This is a genomic window from Novosphingobium sp. Fuku2-ISO-50, from assembly GCF_001519055.1.
GTDB lineage: Bacteria > Pseudomonadota > Alphaproteobacteria > Sphingomonadales > Sphingomonadaceae > Novosphingobium.
The window spans coordinates 1-17,002 of the sequence record NZ_KQ954297.1; the positions used below are offsets into that span (position 1 = coordinate 1).

The following is a 17,002-nucleotide window of genomic DNA, read 5'->3' on the forward strand; positions in this document are numbered from 1 at the left end:
TTCTGGGGTCTGATGCCCCGCTGGTACCCGCACGCATCAAACATCGGCCGATTCGAGCCATATTTCCAATCTAAGTTATTGAAAAATATGGTGAGCCCAGCTGGATTCGAACCAGCGACCTACTGATTAAAAGTCAGTTGCTCTACCGACTGAGCTATGGGCCCGGCACTTATACGTGCGGTCGCGGTGCCTTAGGCAGGTGTGCGCGGCGGGTCAAGCGGGCGTGGGCATGTTTCACGCAAAGACCGGTTTTTGGGTCGCGCCAATCAGCAGCGATACGCGACGCCGGGCCCAGAACGAAGAGGCGGCGGCGATATTCGGGGTGCGGGATGGTCAGCCGGGGATCGTGCCACAGGCCGCCGCTCCACAGCACCACGTCGAGATCGAGCGTGCGGGCGCCCCAGCGTTGCCCGCGACGGGTGCGGCCGAATGCGGCTTCGATCGCCTGCAAGCAGTCGAGCAGCGCCAGCGGGGCCAGGGCCGTCTCGATCAGCGCCGCGCCGTTGGCATAACGGCGGCGCGAAGGGCCGAGCGGGGCGCTGGCGATGATCGGCGCGGCGGCGATCAGCGTGAGGCCATCCGCATCGAGCGCGGCCAGCGCGGCGCGCAGGACGCGCGGCGGGGGGCCGTGGCGCGGGTGCGCGACATTGGAGCCCAGCGCGATCAGATAGCGCGTGGGGGGCAGATAGCGCGTGGGGGGCGTCACTTGTCCTCGGTCAACCGGCCATAAAGCTGCGGCCGACGGTCGCGGAAAAAGCCCATGCCGGCGCGGCGCGTGCGCGCCAGCGCGAGATCGAGCGTGGCGACCAATACGCCGGTTTCCTGCGCGCCGTATTCGACCACCAGATCGCCCCATTCGTTGCTGATGAAGCTGTGGCCGTAAAAGGTCTGGTCGTTTTCTTCGCTGCCGATACGGTTGGCGGCGATCACCGGCATGCAGTTTGACGCGGCGTGCCCCTGCATCGCGCGGCGCCAGACGCGGCTGGTATCGAGATCGGGGTCTTGCGGCTCGGTCCCGATCGCGGTGGGATAAAGCAGCATTTCCGCGCCCATCAGCGCCATCGCCCGCGCGCATTCGGGATACCACTGATCCCAGCACACGCCGACGCCGATCGTTGCGCCAAACACGTTCCACACCTTGAATCCGGTATTGCCGGGGCGGAAATAGTACTTTTCCTCGTAGCCCGGGCCATCGGGAATGTGGCTCTTGCGATAGATCCCCATGATCTCGCCTTCGGCGTCGATCATCGCCAGGGTGTTGTAGTAATGCGGCCCCTCGCGCTCGAAAAAGCTGGTCGGGATGGCCACGCCCAAGGCTTTTGCCAGCCGCCGCATCGCCGCCACCGACGGGTCGTCAGCGAGCGGATGGGCGAGCGCAAACCGCGCCTCGTCCTCCTGCTGGCAGAAATAGGCGCCTGCAAACAGTTCGGGCGGCAGGATCACTTGCGCGCCAAGCCCGGCGGCCTGTTCGACGAGAGCGGCCACCGCGCCGATGTTGTCGGCGGAATCGGGGGCGTTGAGTTCAAGCTGCAGCGCGGCGATGGTGATTTCGGTCATGGCCGCGCGTTTTAGGGGCAAGTGACCGGCAATTCAACGACCAGACGATGACATCGCGACGCGGCGCCCCTATCTTCCGCGCCTACGAGCGATCAGGAAAGGATCCCCCATGGCCGAAGCCATCCTTGCCGGCGGCTGTTTCTGGTGCACCGAGGCGGTGTTTCAGGACGTGATCGGAGTCAGTGCGGTCGAAAGCGGCTATATCGGCGGCAGCGTGCCGGGCCCGACGTACAAACAGGTCTGTTCGGGCACCACCGGCCATGCCGAAGCCATCCGCGTGACATTCGATCCCGCAGCGATCGATCTGGCCACGCTGCTCGACATCTTTTTCGCCATTCACGACCCGACCCAGCTCAATCGTCAGGGCAATGACGTCGGCACGCAATATCGCTCGGCGCTGTTTCCGCTCGACGACACGCAGCGCGCCGAGGCCGAAGCGGCGATTGCCCGCGCCGCCGCCCATTGGCCCGCGCCGATCGTGACCACGATCGAGGGACCGGCGACCTGGTATCCGGCGGAAGACTATCATCAGGAATATTGGGACGGCGAAGGGCAGCGCAATCCCTATTGCCTGGCCGTCATTCCGCCCAAGCTGGCCAAGCTGCGCAAGAGCTTTGCCGCGCGGGCCAAATCCTGATCAGGCTCTCCAGCGGGCCGCAAAGAACCCGTCGACCCCGCCCGCCCCGGCAAGCATGCCGGGGTCGCTGCGCAGCCAGCCTTCGGCTGTCGGCGCAATGCCTTCGGGCAGTTCGGGGGCGGTGATCGGGTGCGGCGCAAGGCCGGTAACGGTTCGCGCCTGCGCCTCGCCTTCGTCCGGTTCGAGCGAGCAGACCGCATAGACCAGCGTACCGCCGGGATTGAGCCAGCCGGCCGCGCGCGCCAGCAAGGTCGCCTGCAACGCGGTCAGCTCATCGATCGCGGCCCGGCGATGAAGCACATCGGGATGGCGGCGGCAGGTGCCGGTCGCGCTGCACGGCGCATCGACCAGAATCGCGTCATAACCGCCCTCCGGCTGCCATTCGAGAGCATCGGCGGCGACCACATGCGCGGCAAGGCCGGTCCGCGCGAGATTGTCCGACAGCCGTTCGAGCCGCCGCGCCGATTTGTCGAGCGCGGTCACGTCCCAACCGGCAGCGGCCAGTTGCATCGTCTTGCCCCCCGGCGCGGCGCACAGATCGAGCGCGCGCGCGCCTTCATGCGGCGCCCTGCCAAGCAGCCGGGCGGGAATCGCGGCGGCAAGATCCTGGACCCACCAAGCGCCTTCGCCAAATCCGGCCAGCGTTTCGACCGCTTGCCCGCGCGCCAGACGGACAGATCCGGGCATCAGGCTGATCCCGCCGAGCCGTTCGGCCCATTGCGCCGTCTGAGCCGGGTCGGCGAGCGTCAGGTCGAGCGGCGGCGGCACGGTCAGCCCCGCCGCGATCGCGCCCAGCCGATCGGGCCATGCCGCGCCCCAGCGTTCGGCGACCGGCACGGGCAGGCTCGGCGCAGCGGGCAGCGCAGCCGCATCGCCGCGCGCCAAAATCGCGGAAAACACCCCATGCGCCAGACGACGCGGCCCGCCCATCAGCAAAGGCAGCCCGGTCGCGATCACCGCATGCGGCGGCAATCCCAGCCGCAACACTTGCACCAGCATCAGCCGCAGCACGCTGCGCGCCTTGGCATCTTCGGGCAGGATCTGGCGCGTGGCGCTGTCGATCAGCGCGTCGAGATCGGTCAGCCAGCGCAAGGCTTCCTGCGCGATCGCCATGGCCAGCGCGCGATCGTCGGCGCGCGGCACCGGGCGCAACAGCGGCGGCGCCGCCTGATCGAGCGGATCGCCCCGGCGCAACACCGCATCGATCATGCGCAGCGCGGCAAGGCGCGCGGCGCTTCCGGGAATTTCGGCAGGACCGGTTGGTTCCGGGGTGAAAAGGTGATTTTGGGGTGGACGCGCCATGGCCCCCTATCGCCGCATAAGCCCGTCTTGGCAATTGCGCGCATTTGGCAATTGCAATGGAGCCCGTCCGCGCCCATTTGACGGGGCATGACCGAACCGACCAAGCGCGCCACCACTCGCCCGGCGGCGTTCACTCCGCCGCCACACTGGACCAACCCGCCCGTGCCCGAACCGCGCGCGGCCGAACGCGGCGACGATCCCGACGGGCTCGACCCCACTCGCTTTGGCGACTGGGAACGCAACGGCATCGCGATTGATTTCTGATCAGGTCAGGGATTTCTGATCAGGCCGGGAATTTCTGATCAGATCGGCGATTTTCGATCAGTTCGGGTTGCTCGCCTCGGCACCGGCCAGCGGCGGCAAAGGGTGCCAGCCCCACGGATTGAGCGAAAAGCCCGAAACGGTGCCGCGCACCAGCGACCAGCGCAGCGGTCGGGCAAGCGGGATGAAGCCGTTGGCGGCGGTAATCTGCGCCTCGGCCTGGGCAAACAGCCGCGCGGCCGCGTTGGCATCGCCGGCATGGATCGCGGCCTGCACACTGGCATCCCCATCCGCATTGCAGACTTGCGGATGCGCCGCACAGCCGAGCCGTTCGAGGAACCAGCGCGCGCGGGGATAGCGCGCCACGCTGTCGATCAGCGCGAGGTCCGCCGCCTCATCCGGCGCAGCGCGGGTCAAAGTGATGCCGATCGCCGCCAGATCGGTGCGCAACCGCTGAAACAGAATGTCCGCCCCCGGCCCGTCGGGCAGCGCGAGGACAAGCACCGGCGCGCCCTTCCACGCCTTGACTCGCGACGCGGCGACCGCGCGGCGCTGATCCAGCGTCTGATCGGCCCAGCGTTCGCCGACCGCGCCGCTGTCGCCATCGAGCCCGGCAGAAATGATCCGCGTCGTCGCCGACCAGCCGCCGACACCGAATGCACTGGCCAGCGCATCGCGGTCGATCGCCATGGCCACCGCCTCGCGATTGGCCGGCTCAGCGAGAAAGCCGCGCGCGGCTACGATGTCGAGCCCGAACAGCCCGGCGACCGGATCGAACTGAAAATTGCCGCGCGCCATCGCCACGCGTGTCGCCAGCGGCAGGCTGCCGAACGTACCGCCGAGCACGAGATCGGCCTTGCCCGTCGCAAAGCGCGCCACCGCATCTTGCGCCGATTGAAACCGCAACGCGAGCGCGTGGCCCGACGCGGATGACGGAACCAGCGTTGCAAACCAGTGATCATGATCGCGCCGGATCTCCATCGGCCCGGCATGATGCTGCGCCCTTGCGCCGACGGCAACCGCGAGCTCGGGTTGGGCAAGCAGGGACAGGAGATCGGGTTGCGGCGCATCGAGGTCGATTTCGATCACCCGGCGCGCCATGACCCGCACATCGCGAATCCCGGCAAGGTCGGGCCCGAGGCCGTTGCCGCGCGCCGCCGCCAGCGCGCGGCGCAGCGCGGCGGCGACATCGGGCGCGGCGATCGGGCTGCCGTCGCTCCACTGTCCATCGCGCAAACGAAAAATATAGCCTTGCGCGTCGTCGGTCACGACCCAGCGTTCGGCCAGCGCCGGGATCAGCCGCCCTTCGGCGTCAAAGCCGACAAGGCCAGCGCGTGTCGCCGCGATCACGCCATAGCCGGCAACAGGCACACGGCGCAGGCCGATGGGAGAAAGGTCCGGCTCCGTGCCGATCACGCTGATATCGACCGGCCCCGAGCCGGGGCCGCCGCACGCTGCGGGCACAATCAGCAAGGCGCTGGCAAGAAGCGATCGGAACCGGGCCACGCCCGAGCGTTAGCAGGTTTTCGCCCCCCGGTCAGTGCCGGTCAGCGTTCCGATGCCGAAAAGCTCAAAGTTTGCGCAAGCTGCGCGGATCGGGCGGCACAATCGGCGATTTGAGATAGCGCGGCGTATGCTCGCTCGGCCCCGCATTGCTGGCGCGCACCAATCGCGGATCGATCTCTTCGAGAAAGGCTATGCCGAAGCGATTGTCCTGAATCCATGCGACCCGGCCAGGCACCCAGCCGACATTGCGCAAATTGACTTCGACCCCGGCGCCGGATGTCACCCGGACCGTGCATTCGGCCATCATGCCGTGCGCAGAAAGGTTGCGGACTTTGACCCTGTGGTCGCCCGCCTGTCCTTCGATTCTGACGTCAGCCATGAGAAACAGGCTGTCCCGTCCGACTTGCCGATGATCGATGTCAGTCACCGTCCGGTTCCGTTTCATGTCTGTCAGTCTCCGCACCAAGGAATCCTGGCCCGAAAACCCGCGCTTTCACACCCGCCACATCCGGCAAAAGCGCCGGAAAGCTCAGGCCGGAGGGTACGGCCGGAGCTGCAAACGAAGCGTTAACCCGGCGCGACGTTAACCATACGCCTTCGCCATGGTCCCGTTTTGAAACATGTCTGCAAACGGGCGGACACCGACGGCAAACACCATCCGCCGGCATCTTTTGCCACCCCGGATCGTACCCGCGCCCGCTCGCGATCAATTGTCGCGAGAGACCTTTTCGCGGCGTTCGTGCGCCTGCTGCGCTTCGACGGTCATCGTCGCGATCGGGCGCGCGATCAGTCGGCCCAGCCCGATCGGTTCGCCGGTCACTTCGCAATACCCGTATTCGCCTTCGTCGATCCGGCGCATGGCCGAATCGATCTTGGCGATCAGCTTGCGCTGACGGTCGCGGGTGCGCAATTCGATGCCCCAGTCGGTTTCGCTGGAAGCGCGATCGTTGAGATCCGGTTCGCGAATCGGCCCTTCCTGCAAGGCGGACAACGTATTCGATGCCGCCGAAAGGATCGATTTCTTCCATTCGAGCAGCAGGCGCCGGAAATAATCCTGCTGCTGCTCGTTCATGTAGGGTTCGTCATCACTGGGAACGTAGTCACCCGGCACCAAGCGCCGAGCTTTGGCCAACACGTCGATTTCGTCACTCAGAACCCCAGCCATCCGGCCCTCCGCATTCGCGCCTTGCCGACCCTGGCCCGCTTGCCGTCATGGCTTGCGGGCTCTTGGTTTGCCGGGCCTATAAGCGGGGCGATCCTCGCGCACAAGTTATTACACCACCCTCTTTTTCATGCGTCCGTCGCGATGCGGGATTTTGCCTGCGGGAACGGCCCGACCGTGCGAAACCTTTGCCGCCCTGTCATTCTTGCCGCCAACCCGGCAAAATCCTGCCGTCGTTAACCTTATGTTGACCAAACCCGGCGACCTTGCCGCTATCGCGCCGGTGTGTGGGCAATGGCGCAGATCTTTGGGGATTACGGGGTATGGATCAGGTCAGAATCAAGCTGGTCGGCGGGACCGACACGCAGGCAGAGACAAAACGGGCCGAATATGACGCAGTCGTGGCGCAATGCCTGGCTGCCGCAGAGCATGGCAGCCATGACGCGCTCTTTGATCTGGGCGTGGTCTTTTCGACCGGCGATCACGGTGTCGCGGTCGATCTGGTCGAAGCGCACAAGTGGTTCAACCTTGCCGCAGTCGGCGGTCATGAAGACGCCGCAGGCTGCCGCGCCGACATTGCCGAGGATATGACCGCGCGCGAAGTCGCCGAGGCACAACGTCGCGCCCGCGAATGGCTGCGCGCTACTCCGGCCCGCCGTGTTGCCTGATCATTACTCGGCTTCCGGCAACGGGCCTTTGCGAAACGGGGCATGCTCGCCCAGCCATTGCTGATCCTGGGCAATACCCGCCCGCTCGCGCACGAGAAAATCGGCCACCGCGCGGCGGAATGACGGATCGACGATGTAATGGGCCGAAACGGTCTGCACCGGCTCATAGCCGCGCGCCAGCTTGTGCTGCCCTTGCGCGCCGGCCTCGACCCGCGACAGGCCCATGGCAATCGCGGCATCGATCGCCTGATAATAGCACAGTTCGAAATGCAGAAAGGGCTTGTCGACCATAGCCCCCCAATAGCGGCCATAAAGCGTATCGCGGCCAATGAAATTGAGCGCGCCGGCCACGGCCTGCCCTTCGGCGAAAGCCATGACCAGCAGCACTTTGTCGGCCATGCGCGCGCCGATCAGATCGAATGCCGCACGGGTCAGATAAGGCTGCCCCCATTTGCGCGCGCCGGTATCCTGATAAAATGCCCAGAACGCATCCCAATGTTCGGGCAGGATCGCATCGCCGGTCAAGGCGCGGATCGTCACCCCGCCCTGCGCCGCGGCGCGCTCCTTGCGCAGATTTTTGCGCCGCGCCGAAGACAGCGCGCCCAGAAAATCGTCAAACGCGCGATAGCCCCGGTTTTCCCAATGAAACTGGATGTCGGCGCGCAACAGCCAGCCCGCCGCCTCGAACAGCGGCACTTGTTCGGGCGCGATGAATGTGGCGTGGGCCGATGACAGGCCATTGTCCTGTGCCACCTGTTGCGCGGCAGCCAGCAGCGCGCGGGCCAGATCGCCGTGTTGCTCCGGATGCGGCCCAAGGAGCAGGCGCGGGCCATTGGCGGGGGTGAACGGCACGCTGATCTGCAGCTTGGGATAATAGGCCCCGCCCGCGCGTTGCCAGGCATCGGCCCAGGCATGGTCAAAGACGTATTCGCCCTGGCTGTGCGTTTTCAGATAGGCGGGCAGCGCCGCCGCCGGGCGCCCCGCCCCATCCTCGATCACGATCGGCAAAGGGCTCCAGCCACTGCGCCCGCCCACGCTGCCTGAATCTTCAAGGCTCGAAAGGAACGCGTGGCTGACAAACGGATTGTCATCGCCCGCCATGCGGTCCCAGTCTGCGGCGGGGATAGAACTGACCCCCGGATAGATCCGGGCCGTGCAGATCATGCCGCAGCACCTTGCCCGATCAGCAGCGCGAGCCCTTCGCCTTCGGCAATCGGCGCATCGGCGCGCGCGCTCGCCCGCGTGACTTTCGCCGCGTTGTCGACGGTCCAGGTCAGCAGCGGAAAGCCGCGCCGTCGCTGGGCACTGGCAAACGAACCGCCAATGTCGTCGATGTCATAAGCCAGGAAATCGGGCCGCGCGCGCCACAGCGCAATGTGGCGCCGCGCTTTTGCGCCCAGCGTGCGCCAGCCCGCCTCGGTCATCACCAGTCCGCGCACGATATGCGGCGAATAGCGACCAAACCACGAGGAAACGCGCGGGTCAAAGCTCATCACCGCGACCGGCCCCGCATAGCCTTCCAGCCCACGATGCACCGCCAGACACAGCGGCGTGACCCGGCTGCCCCGCGCAATCTTCACCTCGATCAGCAAAGGCACGCGGCCCGCCACTTGCGCCAGCAAGGCGCCGAGCAGGGGAATCGTGTCGCCGCTGCCCGTCAGCGGGATCTGCGCCAGCACGCCCGCGCTTTCATCACAAACCCGCCCTTCGCGACCGGTCAGCCGCGCGAGGTCTTCGTCATGAAACACCACCGCCAGACCATCGCGGCTGCGCTGCACATCGCATTCGATGCCAAGCCCCGCAGCGATCGCCGCAGCAAAAGCCGAGGGGCTGTTTTCCACGCGCCCGCTTTCTCCGGGCCGGGCGCGCCCGTCATGCAGCCCGCGATGGGCATAGACCCACGCAGTCAGCCAGTCGCACCGGCCCGCTGGCGGAGCCGGTGCAAGCAGGCGATCAAAGAGGGCGAACAGCAAATACAGCATCGACTTCCACCGCAGCGCCCAGCGGCAGGACAGGCACGCCGACCGCGCTGCGCGCATGGCGCCCGGCCTCGCCAAAGGCGGCAACCATCAATTCCGAAGCGCCGTTGGCGACTTTGGGCTGATCGGTAAAGCTGCCCGTCGAATTGATGAACGCGCCCAGCTTGACCACACGTTCGACCCGGTCGAGCGAGCCCAGCGCCGCCTTGACCTGGGCCAGCAGCATCAGCGCGCAAGCCTGCGCGGCGGCCTGCCCGGCCTCAAGGCTGACATCTTCGCCCAGGCGCCCCGTCACCAGCGCGCCGTCGACAAACGGCAACTGGCCCGAAACATGGAGCAGCCCGCCCGCCAGCACGGTCGGCACATAGGCCGCCACCGGCGCGGCGGCCTTGGGCAGGACATAGCCGGCTTCGGCAAGCTTTTCGGCAATCGCATCAGTCATTCTTGTCTCCATGAACATGCGCCATGATCCACGGCAGCGCGTCCGGCCATGCGTCGATACGGGCATGGGCATGGCCGGCTTCGTGGGCGCAGGAAATATGCGGGGCCAGCAAGGGTTCGCCGCACAAGTGCAGGCGGCGGACATCGGGGGCGATTTCGCTGACCGAGGCGTGGTGTTGCGGCAAGTCGTCGATAAAAATCGCCCGGCTTGGGCGATATTCATCAAGAATCGCGCGCAAGGCGGGCCCTTTGGGCCCCTCGTTGGTAAACACCCGGGCGTTGATGCCATGATCGGCCAATTGCCGCGTCCGCGCCTCACGCCGGGCATCGCCCAGATTGGTCAGGATCACCACGTCGGCATGGTCTGACAGGGCCTTGATCCCTTCGACCGCGCCCAGGATCGGAACCTGACGATACATCTCGGTGTCGAAGAACAGGTTCAGCAGGCGCCAGATCTCTGCCGGTTCGACTTGCCGACCATCGGCGGCATAGCGCATCGCCTTGCCGAAATCGTTGTCCTTCATGGCGAAATCAATGCCATGGCATTCCGCCACATAGGCCTTGAACGGCGCGACCATGTGCAACAGCACTTCGTCGCAATCGCTGATCACGAGTGGCCGGTTCATCGCAATTTCTCCCAGGCGGCGGCAAGCGTTTCGGGCAGAATATCGAGCGCCGCAGCCGCCGCGACAAGGTCCGCTTCATGATTGGCGAGAAATTCGAGCACCGCGCCCATGATGACCGGATCGCCCACCCCGGCGCGCAAGGCATCGGGCGTAAGCCCGGTCAGGGCGAGAAACCGGCTCGCCCGCCCTTCGTCGCCCAGCACGAAGACCAGCGCGCCGAGCGCCAAAGCCATGGGATCGGCGTTCGAAGCGGGTTCACGCGAAGAGGGTTCACGAATGATTGCCAGCACCCTTTCCGGGGAATAGACCGCTTGTCATCGCCCGCAAGGCGATCGATTACCAGCGGGGATAGCAGGGCTAAGTGGCAAAAAGAATTCTGGTTGTCGAGGACAACGACCTCAACCGCAAGCTGTTCAGCGATTTGCTCAAGGCCAAGGGCTTTGAAGTCGAACCCCTGGCCGACGGGCATGCGGTGATCGAGCGCGCCCGCGCCTTTGCCCCCGATCTGGTGATCATGGACATCCAGCTGCCGCGCATTTCGGGCCTTGAGCTGATCGAGGCGCTCAAACGCGACGAAACGCTCAGCCGGATTCCCGTGCTGGCGGTGACCGCCTATGCCGGAAAGGGCGACGAGGAACGCATTCGCGAGGCCGGCGCCGAGGGATACCTCGCCAAGCCGGTCTCGATCATGCCGTTCCTCCAGGCCGTCGGGCAGTTGATCTGAATGCCGCACCGGGCAGGTGCGGCCAAGATCAGATAACAGCCACCAGTTCGATTTCGACCAGCATGTCGGGATCGAGGAACGGCTTGACGTGGACCAGGCTCAGCGCCGGGCCATGCGCGCCGAACACTGCGCCGTGGGCGCGGCCAACCGCTTCCCATGCGCTGATGTCGGTCAGATAGACGCGCGACTGCACCACGCGGTCAAACGACGATCCGGCATCGGCCAGCACCGCGCCGAGCTTTTCCAGAATCACGGCGGTCTGGCGTTCGAAATCGCCCTTGCCCACCACCGCGCCGGCGGCATCGGTCGCTGCGGTCGCCGAAATGTACACCATGCCATTGGCAATCACTGCGCGCGAATAGCCCATTTTCGCTTCCCACGGGGATCCCGTTGAAATCCGCTTCACGCTCATCGTATCGCTCCAAAGCCTGAGGAAAGGACGCGCTTATACGATTCCACGCCCCGCTGGGTAGTCCCGATCAGCGCCCGACCGATCAAGGCTCAACAGGGGCGAGATCGGGCAGAACCGCCGCCAGCGCCGCGCGGGCCGCCGCATCGCCGCCCATGTCGGGCCCGGCATTGGCAACCACCATGACCCCGGTCCCCCGCGCCGGGAACAGCACCATGATCGCATACCAGCAGGTGTCGGACCCGGCATGGACCAGCACCGGCCCGGCCCGCCCGGCATAGCGGGGCACGACTTCCCAGCCCATGCCATAGCCGCCGCCCAGATCGCTCTGCATCCGCCGATAGCCCGCCGCGCTCAGCAACTTCCCCTGCCCGCGCGCGCCCGCCAATTGGTCGAGGCCGAATTGCGCCCAGTCGGCCAGCGGCAGGACAAAACCCCCCGCAGGCGCAAAAAACGGCGGGTTGGTCTCGCCCGGCCCGGTCGCGTGGCCGCCGCGATGCCCTTGCGGCTCGCCCGGCCCGGTGGTGCCATAACGGGCATGATCCATCTCCAGCGGCGCCAGAACTTCGCGCCGGAGCAGATGTTCCCAATCATCCCCGGTCGCGCGTTCGGCAATCGCCGCCGCGATCAGATAGCCCGTGTTGGAATAGCCAAATGCCCCCTCGCGCCGTGCCGGCGGATCGGCCAGCGCGAGAGCGATATAGCGCCGCCGTTTGTCCGACAGGCTGGCCGCACTGTCATCGCCGAACAGCGCCGCGCGCCTGGCCGGATCGACAAGATCGTGCGGCAAGGCTGCGCGATGCGACAAAAGCTCGGCCAGCGTGGCGCGGGCATAACTCGGCTGCATCGCGACATCGGGCAGCAGGCGCCCCAGACGATCGCCCCAGTCGAGCGCCCCGCGCTCCACCAGCCGCGCCATCAGCACCGCCGTCATCGCCTTGGCATCCGAACCGATGTGCCAGGGATCGTCGGGCAGGACCGGATCGCTGCCGCCCGTCATGCGTACCCCGCGCACCGCGAGCGCGGCAATATGCCCGTCGCGCAGGATCGCCATGCCCATCGCCGGAACACGCGTCCCCGCCATCGCCGCCGAGAGCGCCGCCCCCGCATCGGCCGCGCGCGCCGCCCCGGCGACAAGCGCAACCATGCCGGCGATCACGGTCAGACAGCGGGTTGCGAAGGGCAATTTCATGGCCTGCATGCGATGCCTTGCCCACTTGCGCTTGACAAGCGGCACGATCAGCCGCTTTTCCGCCTCATTCGTCTGGCAGGGGCTGACCTGCCCAATTGGAGAACCTCTCATGGACCGCGCCGACACCAGCGCACGGATTGCCGCCGTCATCGAACCCTTCAACAAGAAGGCCGTGGCGCTGACCGACGACAGCACTTTTGCCGGGGATCTCGAATGGGACAGCCTGACGGTGATGGACTTCGTCGCCGCCATCGAAGACGAATTCGACATCATCATCAGCATGAACCAGCAGGCCGAAATCGAAACTTATGGCCAGCTGATCGACGCCGTGACCAAGATCAGGGGCTAACAGACCAGCGATGACCGACGCCGCCACCACACCCGACCTGTTTTCGAAGTTCGACGGCCTGATCGAACAGCGCCGCGCGCTGCTCGCCAACGGCATCGAGGATCCGTTCAACCTCGTCATGGAAAAGGTGCTGTCGCCGACCGTGGCGGTGTGCAACGGGCGCGAAACGATCCTGCTCGGCACGTACAACTACATGGGCATGACGTTCGATCCCGATGTCATCGCCGCCGGCAAAAAGGCGCTCGACGAATTCGGCGCGGGCACGACCGGCAGCCGCGTGCTCAACGGGACGTATGCCGGACACCGCGCGGTCGAACAGGCCTTGTGCGATTTCTACGGCATGGATCACGCCATGGTCTTTTCGACCGGGTATCAGGCCAATCTCGGCATTATCAGCACGATCGCGGGCAAGGGCGACTATATCGTGCTCGACATCGACAGCCATGCCTCGATCTGGGATGGCTGCAAGATGGGCGACGCCGAAGTCGTCCCGTTCAAACACAATGACATCGAAGCGATGGAAAAGCGCCTGCGCCGGATTCCCGAAGGCGCGGGCAAGCTGGTCGTGCTCGAAGGCGTCTATTCGATGCTGGGCGACATCGCCCCGCTCAAGGAAATGATCGCCGTGGCCAAGGCGCATGGCGCGATGGTGCTGGTCGACGAAGCGCATTCGATGGGCTTTATCGGGCCGAACGGGCGCGGCGTGGCCGAAGACCAGGGCGTGCTCGATCAGGTCGATTTCGTCATCGGCACGTTTTCGAAATCGGTCGGCACGGTCGGCGGTTTCTGCGTGTCGAACCATCCGAAGTTCGAAATCCTGCGCCTCGTGTGCCGCCCTTATGTGTTTACCGCCAGCCTGCCGCCGAGCGTGGTGCATACCGCCGCGACCTCGATCCGCAAGCTGATGCATGCCGGTGACAAGCGCGCGCACCTTTGGGAAAATTCGCGCACGCTGCACGCCGGATTGATCGCGCGCGGCTTCACGCTCGGCACGCAAACGCCGCAGAGCGCGATCATTGCGGTGATCATGCCCGATCTCGAACGCGGCGCCGCGATGTGGGAAGCGCTGTTGCACGAAGGGCTCTACGTCAATCTGGCGCGCCCGCCGGCAACGCCTGCGGGCATGACGCTGCTGCGTTGTTCGCTTTGCGCAGAACACACCGCCGAACAGGTTCAGACGATCCTGGGCATGTTCGAACGCGCCGGAAAGACCGTCGGGATCATCTGATGGCGCGCAGGGCGGTATTGCCGCTGAGCCTGGCTCTGGCGGCTGGACCGGCGCTTGCCCAAGTGCCGCAACAGCCGCCCCCGGTACCCCCACCGGCGCCGGGTGCCGTCAGCGCGATGACCGCCCAGCCCTGCCCGCCCGACCGCGATCCGCTGACCGACTGGCCATCGCAATGCCGCTATCGCGAGGCCAATCGCGCCGTCGACAAAGCATCGCGCGCGGTGTTCATCGGCGATTCGATCACGGAATTCTGGCTGCGCACCGCGCCGGGCCTGTTTGCCGCAGGCGTCGTCGATCGCGGCGTTTCAGGCCAGACCTGCCCGCAGATCATGGCGCGGTTCTACCAGGACGCGGTGCGCCTGCGCCCCCGCGTGGTACACATCATGTGCGGCACCAACGACGTCGCGGGCAACACCGGGCCGACGAGTCCGGATGACTATGCCAACGCGGTGCTGGCGATGGTCGACATGGCGCGCGCCAACGGCATCGCGGTGGTGATCGGCTCGATCCTGCCTGCGGGCGCGTTCAGTTGGCGCGTCGGCTATCGCCCGGCGCCCGAAATCGCCGCGCTCAACGCCTGGCTGCGCGATCTGGCGCAGCAGCGAGGCCTTGTCTTTGCCGACTACTACGCAGCCATGGCCGGACCCGACGGCGCGATGAAGCCAGGCCTCGCCAACGACGGCGTCCATCCCAATGCTGCAGGCTATGCCATCATGGAGCCGATCGCGCGCGCCGCGCTGGCCGAAGCGGAACGCCGCGCGCGCAAGCCCTGAAGCGCAAAAATCAGGCGGGCTGCACAATCTGCGTTGCGGCGGAACAGGCATCGCCCTTGGCGCCATGATGCCCGGTCAGGACCGAAATCGCCAGAAATCCACCGATGACCAGCGCGACGAAGCCCAAAGTGACGAGCACGAGATAGCGATCGATGAAGGCCTTGATCGGCGCGCCGAACAGGCGAAACAGGACGCCCACGATCATGAAGCTGATCGAACGCGAAATCAGGCTTGCCGCAACGAACGTCCCCATCGGAACCGCAACGAAACCGGCCGCGATCGTCACCAGCTTGAAGGGGATCGGCGTGACCCCCTTGCCCACGATCAGATAGAACGCATTGGCGCGCAGTTCGCACGCGGCATAAGGAAAGCTGTGAGACAGGTGCAGAATGCTCAGCAATTGCGCGCCGACGGTGGCAAACAGGAAATGGCCGATGGCATAGCCCAGAAAACCGCCGGCGACCGAACCGATCGTGGCGACAGCGGCATAGCGCACGGCCTTTTTCGGTTCTGCAAGACACATCAATCCCAGCAGCGGATGCGGCGGAATCGGAAAGAAGCTTGCCTCGACAAAAGCAAACAGCGCCAGCCAGGCGGCAGCGTGGCGATGCGCGGCCTTGGCCATAGTCCAGTCATACAAGCGGCGAAGCATGGCATATCCCGTCGAAAGCAAGATCTCGGGCCGAGCTGACCGGCCCAAGGCCCCGCTGAGTACGAGAGCGCGTCTTAAAGCACCAGAGGTAAACGCCAGACAAACCGCGCCGGGTTTACACGTTGTGCGACTCGGTGCGAAGAGAGATGCCGCGCGCTTGGCAAAGTTTGCGGCAAAGACCGGCCAAATCGTGTTGGACAGTCGCGATCAAGCAGGAAACAATCTTCACATGCATCGCCGTAGTGGCGGAAATGCAACACAATTGTGTTCCTCCCGCTTGCGGAAATTGCCTGAAAACGATAAACGCCATTCACGACGTAGCGAAATTACCTACATAAAGGGGAAACGATAATGCGGAAATTGGTCCTGGGCCTTGCCCTGGCAACAACCGCCATGGCTACTCCCGCCTTTGCGCGCAGTGGTCAGTGGTACGTCGAAGGCGAAGCCGGCCCTTCCATCCTTGAACACATGGATGGCAGCGATTCGGTCGGTGACAGCGGTTCGCTGACTCACCGGACCGGCGGCACTTTCAACGGTGAAATCGGTTACGATTTCGGTGCATTCCGTCTGGAAGCGGAAAGCGGCTATCGCACAAACAAGAACAAGGCGCTGACCATCAACGGCGCCACGGCTTATCCGGGTGGTTCGACCCACGCGTGGGACGCTATGGCTAACGGCCTCGTCGACTTCGGTCCCGACAACGGCCTGCAGGGCTTTGTCGGCGGCGGCCTGGGCGTTGCCCGGGTTACTGCGAACGTCCCGGTTTATGCCGTTAGCGACGCTCAGACCAAGTTTGCGTGGCAGCTGATCGCCGGCGTGCGCATGCCGATCACCGATCACTTCGACATTGGTCTGCGTTACAGCTACTTCAACGTGGACGGCCTGTTCAATCGCGCCGAAGACATCGGTGGCGGGGTCAACACGCATTACCGCCAGCATTCGTTCCTCGGCACGCTGACCTACAACTTCGGCGGCAAGCCGGCACCGGCTCCGGCAGCTCCGCCGCCGCCCCCGCCGCCCCCGCCGCCCCCGCCGCCCCCCCCGCCGCCCCCGCCGCCTGCTCCGGTGTGCAACAAGGGCCCGTACATCGTGTTCTTCGATTGGGACAAGTCGGACATCACGCCCGAAGCGGCGACGATCCTCGACAACGCGATCACCGCGTATGGCAATTGCGCCAGCGTTCCGATCCAGCTCGACGGCTACACCGACCTTTCGGGCACGGTGAAGTACAACCTGGGCTTGTCGGCTCGCCGCAACACCTCGGTCCAGGCTTACCTGACCGCGCACGGCATCCCTGCCGCCGCGATCAGCACCAAGGCTTGGGGCAAGGCCAACCCGCGCGTTCCGACCGCGGACGGCGTGCGCGAACTGCAGAACCGTCGCGTGGAAATCACGTACGGTCCGAACGCAGGCAACTGATCCCGCCTATCGGGGTGGTCATCGACCGCCCCGATACCCGGACAAGACAAGAAAGGGCCGGAGCAATCCGGCCCTTTTTTCGTGAGCTTTCGGCATCGACCGGCAAAGCGTTCGCCT

22 protein-coding genes and 1 tRNA gene are annotated in these 17,002 nt (G+C 65.5%); 8 read left to right on the forward strand and 15 right to left on the reverse strand.

The features are described from left to right. Positions 1-88: 88 nt before the first annotated feature. The 3 genes from AQZ50_RS15080 to aguB form a co-directional block, all read right to left on the reverse strand. Positions 89-164, reverse strand: a tRNA-Lys gene (locus AQZ50_RS15080). Between the two features lie 5 nt (positions 165-169). After that, positions 170-706 (reverse strand): 2-amino-4-hydroxy-6-hydroxymethyldihydropteridine diphosphokinase, encoded by a 537-nt coding sequence (gene folK / locus AQZ50_RS15085; protein ID WP_231730324.1) that lies wholly within the window; start codon positions 704-706, stop codon positions 170-172. After that, positions 703-1,557: an N-carbamoylputrescine amidase gene (gene aguB, locus AQZ50_RS15090; protein WP_067747418.1), complete on the reverse strand. Its 855-nt coding sequence runs from the start codon at positions 1,555-1,557 to the stop codon at positions 703-705. Before aguB ends, folK begins: the two co-directional genes overlap by 4 nt. Positions 1,558-1,666: 109 nt before the next feature. On the opposite strand from aguB, the gene msrA reads away from it, so the two are divergent. Continuing rightward, positions 1,667-2,194 (forward strand): peptide-methionine (S)-S-oxide reductase MsrA, encoded by a 528-nt coding sequence (msrA, locus tag AQZ50_RS15095; protein ID WP_067747419.1) that lies wholly within the window; start codon positions 1,667-1,669, stop codon positions 2,192-2,194. Here the strand turns inward: msrA and AQZ50_RS15100 are convergent, their stop codons facing one another. Further along, positions 2,195-3,496 (reverse strand): RsmB/NOP family class I SAM-dependent RNA methyltransferase, encoded by a 1,302-nt coding sequence (locus tag AQZ50_RS15100; RefSeq protein ID WP_067747421.1) that lies wholly within the window; start codon positions 3,494-3,496, stop codon positions 2,195-2,197. Positions 3,497-3,583: 87 nt separating this feature from the next. On the opposite strand from AQZ50_RS15100, the gene AQZ50_RS20145 reads away from it, so the two are divergent. Continuing rightward, on the forward strand, positions 3,584-3,760 hold the full coding sequence (locus AQZ50_RS20145; RefSeq protein ID WP_082703690.1) for a DUF1674 domain-containing protein: 177 nt from the start codon (positions 3,584-3,586) through the stop codon (positions 3,758-3,760). A gap of 57 nt (positions 3,761-3,817) precedes the next feature. Here the strand turns inward: AQZ50_RS20145 and AQZ50_RS15105 are convergent, their stop codons facing one another. The 3 genes from AQZ50_RS15105 to dksA all read right to left on the reverse strand — a co-directional run bounded on the left by AQZ50_RS15105 (position 3,818) and on the right by dksA (position 6,428). After that, positions 3,818-5,263 (reverse strand): ABC transporter substrate-binding protein, encoded by a 1,446-nt coding sequence (locus tag AQZ50_RS15105; RefSeq protein WP_067747422.1) that lies wholly within the window; start codon positions 5,261-5,263, stop codon positions 3,818-3,820. A gap of 64 nt (positions 5,264-5,327) precedes the next feature. Beyond that, the gene (locus tag AQZ50_RS15110) at positions 5,328-5,708 is read right to left on the reverse strand and encodes a PilZ domain-containing protein (RefSeq protein ID WP_067747424.1); all 381 of its coding nucleotides are present in this window, start codon (positions 5,706-5,708) and stop codon (positions 5,328-5,330) included. A gap of 261 nt (positions 5,709-5,969) precedes the next feature. Continuing rightward, on the reverse strand, positions 5,970-6,428 hold the full coding sequence (gene dksA, locus AQZ50_RS15115; protein ID WP_067747426.1) for an RNA polymerase-binding protein DksA: 459 nt from the start codon (positions 6,426-6,428) through the stop codon (positions 5,970-5,972). A 320-nt stretch (positions 6,429-6,748) separates the two neighbouring features. Here dksA and AQZ50_RS15120 point away from each other — a divergent pair, with 320 nt between their 5' ends. Beyond that, on the forward strand, positions 6,749-7,093 hold the full coding sequence (locus AQZ50_RS15120; protein WP_067747428.1) for an SEL1-like repeat protein: 345 nt from the start codon (positions 6,749-6,751) through the stop codon (positions 7,091-7,093). A 3-nt stretch (positions 7,094-7,096) separates the two neighbouring features. Here the strand turns inward: AQZ50_RS15120 and AQZ50_RS15125 are convergent, their stop codons facing one another. The 5 genes from AQZ50_RS15125 to AQZ50_RS15145 are packed head-to-tail and all read right to left on the reverse strand — an operon-like array spanning position 7,097 to position 10,372. Further along, positions 7,097-8,257 (reverse strand): GNAT family N-acetyltransferase, encoded by a 1,161-nt coding sequence (locus AQZ50_RS15125; protein ID WP_067747430.1) that lies wholly within the window; start codon positions 8,255-8,257, stop codon positions 7,097-7,099. Beyond that, positions 8,254-9,075 (reverse strand): glycerophosphodiester phosphodiesterase family protein, encoded by an 822-nt coding sequence (locus AQZ50_RS15130; RefSeq protein WP_067747432.1) that lies wholly within the window; start codon positions 9,073-9,075, stop codon positions 8,254-8,256. Before AQZ50_RS15130 ends, AQZ50_RS15125 begins: the two co-directional genes overlap by 4 nt. Continuing rightward, a complete protein-coding gene (locus AQZ50_RS15135; RefSeq protein ID WP_067747434.1) occupies positions 9,047-9,514 on the reverse strand; it encodes a RidA family protein in 468 nt (155 codons plus the stop codon). Before AQZ50_RS15135 ends, AQZ50_RS15130 begins: the two co-directional genes overlap by 29 nt. After that, entirely contained in the window at positions 9,507-10,139 is a 633-nt protein-coding gene (locus AQZ50_RS15140; protein WP_067747436.1) for an HAD family hydrolase, read from the reverse strand. Before AQZ50_RS15140 ends, AQZ50_RS15135 begins: the two co-directional genes overlap by 8 nt. Continuing rightward, the gene (locus AQZ50_RS15145; RefSeq protein ID WP_067747562.1) at positions 10,136-10,372 is read right to left on the reverse strand and encodes a DUF3572 family protein; all 237 of its coding nucleotides are present in this window, start codon (positions 10,370-10,372) and stop codon (positions 10,136-10,138) included. The genes AQZ50_RS15140 and AQZ50_RS15145 overlap by 4 nt, the downstream gene beginning before the upstream one ends. A 128-nt stretch (positions 10,373-10,500) precedes the next feature. On the opposite strand from AQZ50_RS15145, the gene AQZ50_RS15150 reads away from it, so the two are divergent. Continuing rightward, a complete protein-coding gene (locus AQZ50_RS15150; protein WP_067747438.1) occupies positions 10,501-10,863 on the forward strand; it encodes a response regulator in 363 nt (120 codons plus the stop codon). Between the two features lie 28 nt (positions 10,864-10,891). Here the strand turns inward: AQZ50_RS15150 and AQZ50_RS15155 are convergent, their stop codons facing one another. Together AQZ50_RS15155 and AQZ50_RS15160 are read right to left on the reverse strand one after the other, a co-directional pair. Then, on the reverse strand, positions 10,892-11,230 hold the full coding sequence (locus tag AQZ50_RS15155) for a Rid family hydrolase (RefSeq protein ID WP_197412512.1): 339 nt from the start codon (positions 11,228-11,230) through the stop codon (positions 10,892-10,894). Positions 11,231-11,357: 127 nt separating this feature from the next. Then, positions 11,358-12,464, reverse strand: coding sequence for a serine hydrolase domain-containing protein (locus AQZ50_RS15160; RefSeq protein WP_231730326.1), 1,107 nt, complete (start codon positions 12,462-12,464; stop codon positions 11,358-11,360). A 109-nt stretch (positions 12,465-12,573) separates the two neighbouring features. On the opposite strand from AQZ50_RS15160, the gene AQZ50_RS15165 reads away from it, so the two are divergent. From AQZ50_RS15165 to AQZ50_RS15175, 3 genes are read left to right on the forward strand one after another with little or no spacing between them, the layout of a single operon-like run. Then, positions 12,574-12,813 (forward strand): acyl carrier protein, encoded by a 240-nt coding sequence (locus AQZ50_RS15165; protein WP_067747444.1) that lies wholly within the window; start codon positions 12,574-12,576, stop codon positions 12,811-12,813. 10 nt (positions 12,814-12,823) lie between these two features. Continuing rightward, the gene (locus AQZ50_RS15170; protein WP_067747446.1) at positions 12,824-14,041 is read left to right on the forward strand and encodes a serine palmitoyltransferase; all 1,218 of its coding nucleotides are present in this window, start codon (positions 12,824-12,826) and stop codon (positions 14,039-14,041) included. Further along, positions 14,041-14,814: a GDSL-type esterase/lipase family protein gene (locus tag AQZ50_RS15175; RefSeq protein ID WP_067747447.1), complete on the forward strand. Its 774-nt coding sequence runs from the start codon at positions 14,041-14,043 to the stop codon at positions 14,812-14,814. Before AQZ50_RS15170 ends, AQZ50_RS15175 begins: the two co-directional genes overlap by 1 nt. A 10-nt stretch (positions 14,815-14,824) precedes the next feature. On the opposite strand, the gene AQZ50_RS15180 is transcribed toward AQZ50_RS15175, so the two are convergent. Then, positions 14,825-15,466 (reverse strand): YqaA family protein, encoded by a 642-nt coding sequence (locus AQZ50_RS15180; protein ID WP_067747449.1) that lies wholly within the window; start codon positions 15,464-15,466, stop codon positions 14,825-14,827. A gap of 351 nt (positions 15,467-15,817) precedes the next feature. Here AQZ50_RS15180 and AQZ50_RS15185 point away from each other — a divergent pair, with 351 nt between their 5' ends. Continuing rightward, a complete protein-coding gene (locus tag AQZ50_RS15185; protein ID WP_067747451.1) occupies positions 15,818-16,885 on the forward strand; it encodes an OmpA family protein in 1,068 nt (355 codons plus the stop codon). Positions 16,886-17,002 lie beyond the last annotated feature (117 nt).

Bases quoted from the DNA above. Each gene is read 5' to 3' on its own strand.
- AQZ50_RS15110 (WP_067747424.1), bottom strand. From the start codon at position 5,708: ATGAAACGGAACCGGACGGTGACTGACATCGATCATCGGCAAGTCGGA.
- aguB (WP_067747418.1), bottom strand. From the start codon at position 1,557: ATGACCGAAATCACCATCGCCGCGCTGCAGCTTGAACTCAACGCCCCC.
- msrA (WP_067747419.1), top strand. From the start codon at position 1,667: ATGGCCGAAGCCATCCTTGCCGGCGGCTGTTTCTGGTGCACCGAGGCG.
- AQZ50_RS15165 (WP_067747444.1), top strand. From the start codon at position 12,574: ATGGACCGCGCCGACACCAGCGCACGGATTGCCGCCGTCATCGAACCC.
- AQZ50_RS15145 (WP_067747562.1), bottom strand. From the start codon at position 10,372: ATGGCTTTGGCGCTCGGCGCGCTGGTCTTCGTGCTGGGCGACGAAGGG.
- AQZ50_RS15185 (WP_067747451.1), top strand. From the start codon at position 15,818: ATGCGGAAATTGGTCCTGGGCCTTGCCCTGGCAACAACCGCCATGGCT.
- dksA (WP_067747426.1), bottom strand. From the start codon at position 6,428: ATGGCTGGGGTTCTGAGTGACGAAATCGACGTGTTGGCCAAAGCTCGG.
- AQZ50_RS15160 (WP_231730326.1), bottom strand. From the start codon at position 12,464: ATGAAATTGCCCTTCGCAACCCGCTGTCTGACCGTGATCGCCGGCATG.
- AQZ50_RS15135 (WP_067747434.1), bottom strand. From the start codon at position 9,514: ATGACTGATGCGATTGCCGAAAAGCTTGCCGAAGCCGGCTATGTCCTG.
- AQZ50_RS15175 (WP_067747447.1), top strand. From the start codon at position 14,041: ATGGCGCGCAGGGCGGTATTGCCGCTGAGCCTGGCTCTGGCGGCTGGA.
- AQZ50_RS15170 (WP_067747446.1), top strand. From the start codon at position 12,824: ATGACCGACGCCGCCACCACACCCGACCTGTTTTCGAAGTTCGACGGC.
- AQZ50_RS20145 (WP_082703690.1), top strand. From the start codon at position 3,584: ATGACCGAACCGACCAAGCGCGCCACCACTCGCCCGGCGGCGTTCACT.
- AQZ50_RS15120 (WP_067747428.1), top strand. From the start codon at position 6,749: ATGGATCAGGTCAGAATCAAGCTGGTCGGCGGGACCGACACGCAGGCA.
- AQZ50_RS15100 (WP_067747421.1), bottom strand. From the start codon at position 3,496: ATGGCGCGTCCACCCCAAAATCACCTTTTCACCCCGGAACCAACCGGT.
- AQZ50_RS15155 (WP_197412512.1), bottom strand. From the start codon at position 11,230: ATGGGCTATTCGCGCGCAGTGATTGCCAATGGCATGGTGTACATTTCG.
- AQZ50_RS15125 (WP_067747430.1), bottom strand. From the start codon at position 8,257: ATGATCTGCACGGCCCGGATCTATCCGGGGGTCAGTTCTATCCCCGCC.
- AQZ50_RS15130 (WP_067747432.1), bottom strand. From the start codon at position 9,075: ATGCTGTATTTGCTGTTCGCCCTCTTTGATCGCCTGCTTGCACCGGCT.
- AQZ50_RS15180 (WP_067747449.1), bottom strand. From the start codon at position 15,466: ATGCTTCGCCGCTTGTATGACTGGACTATGGCCAAGGCCGCGCATCGC.
- AQZ50_RS15140 (WP_067747436.1), bottom strand. From the start codon at position 10,139: ATGAACCGGCCACTCGTGATCAGCGATTGCGACGAAGTGCTGTTGCAC.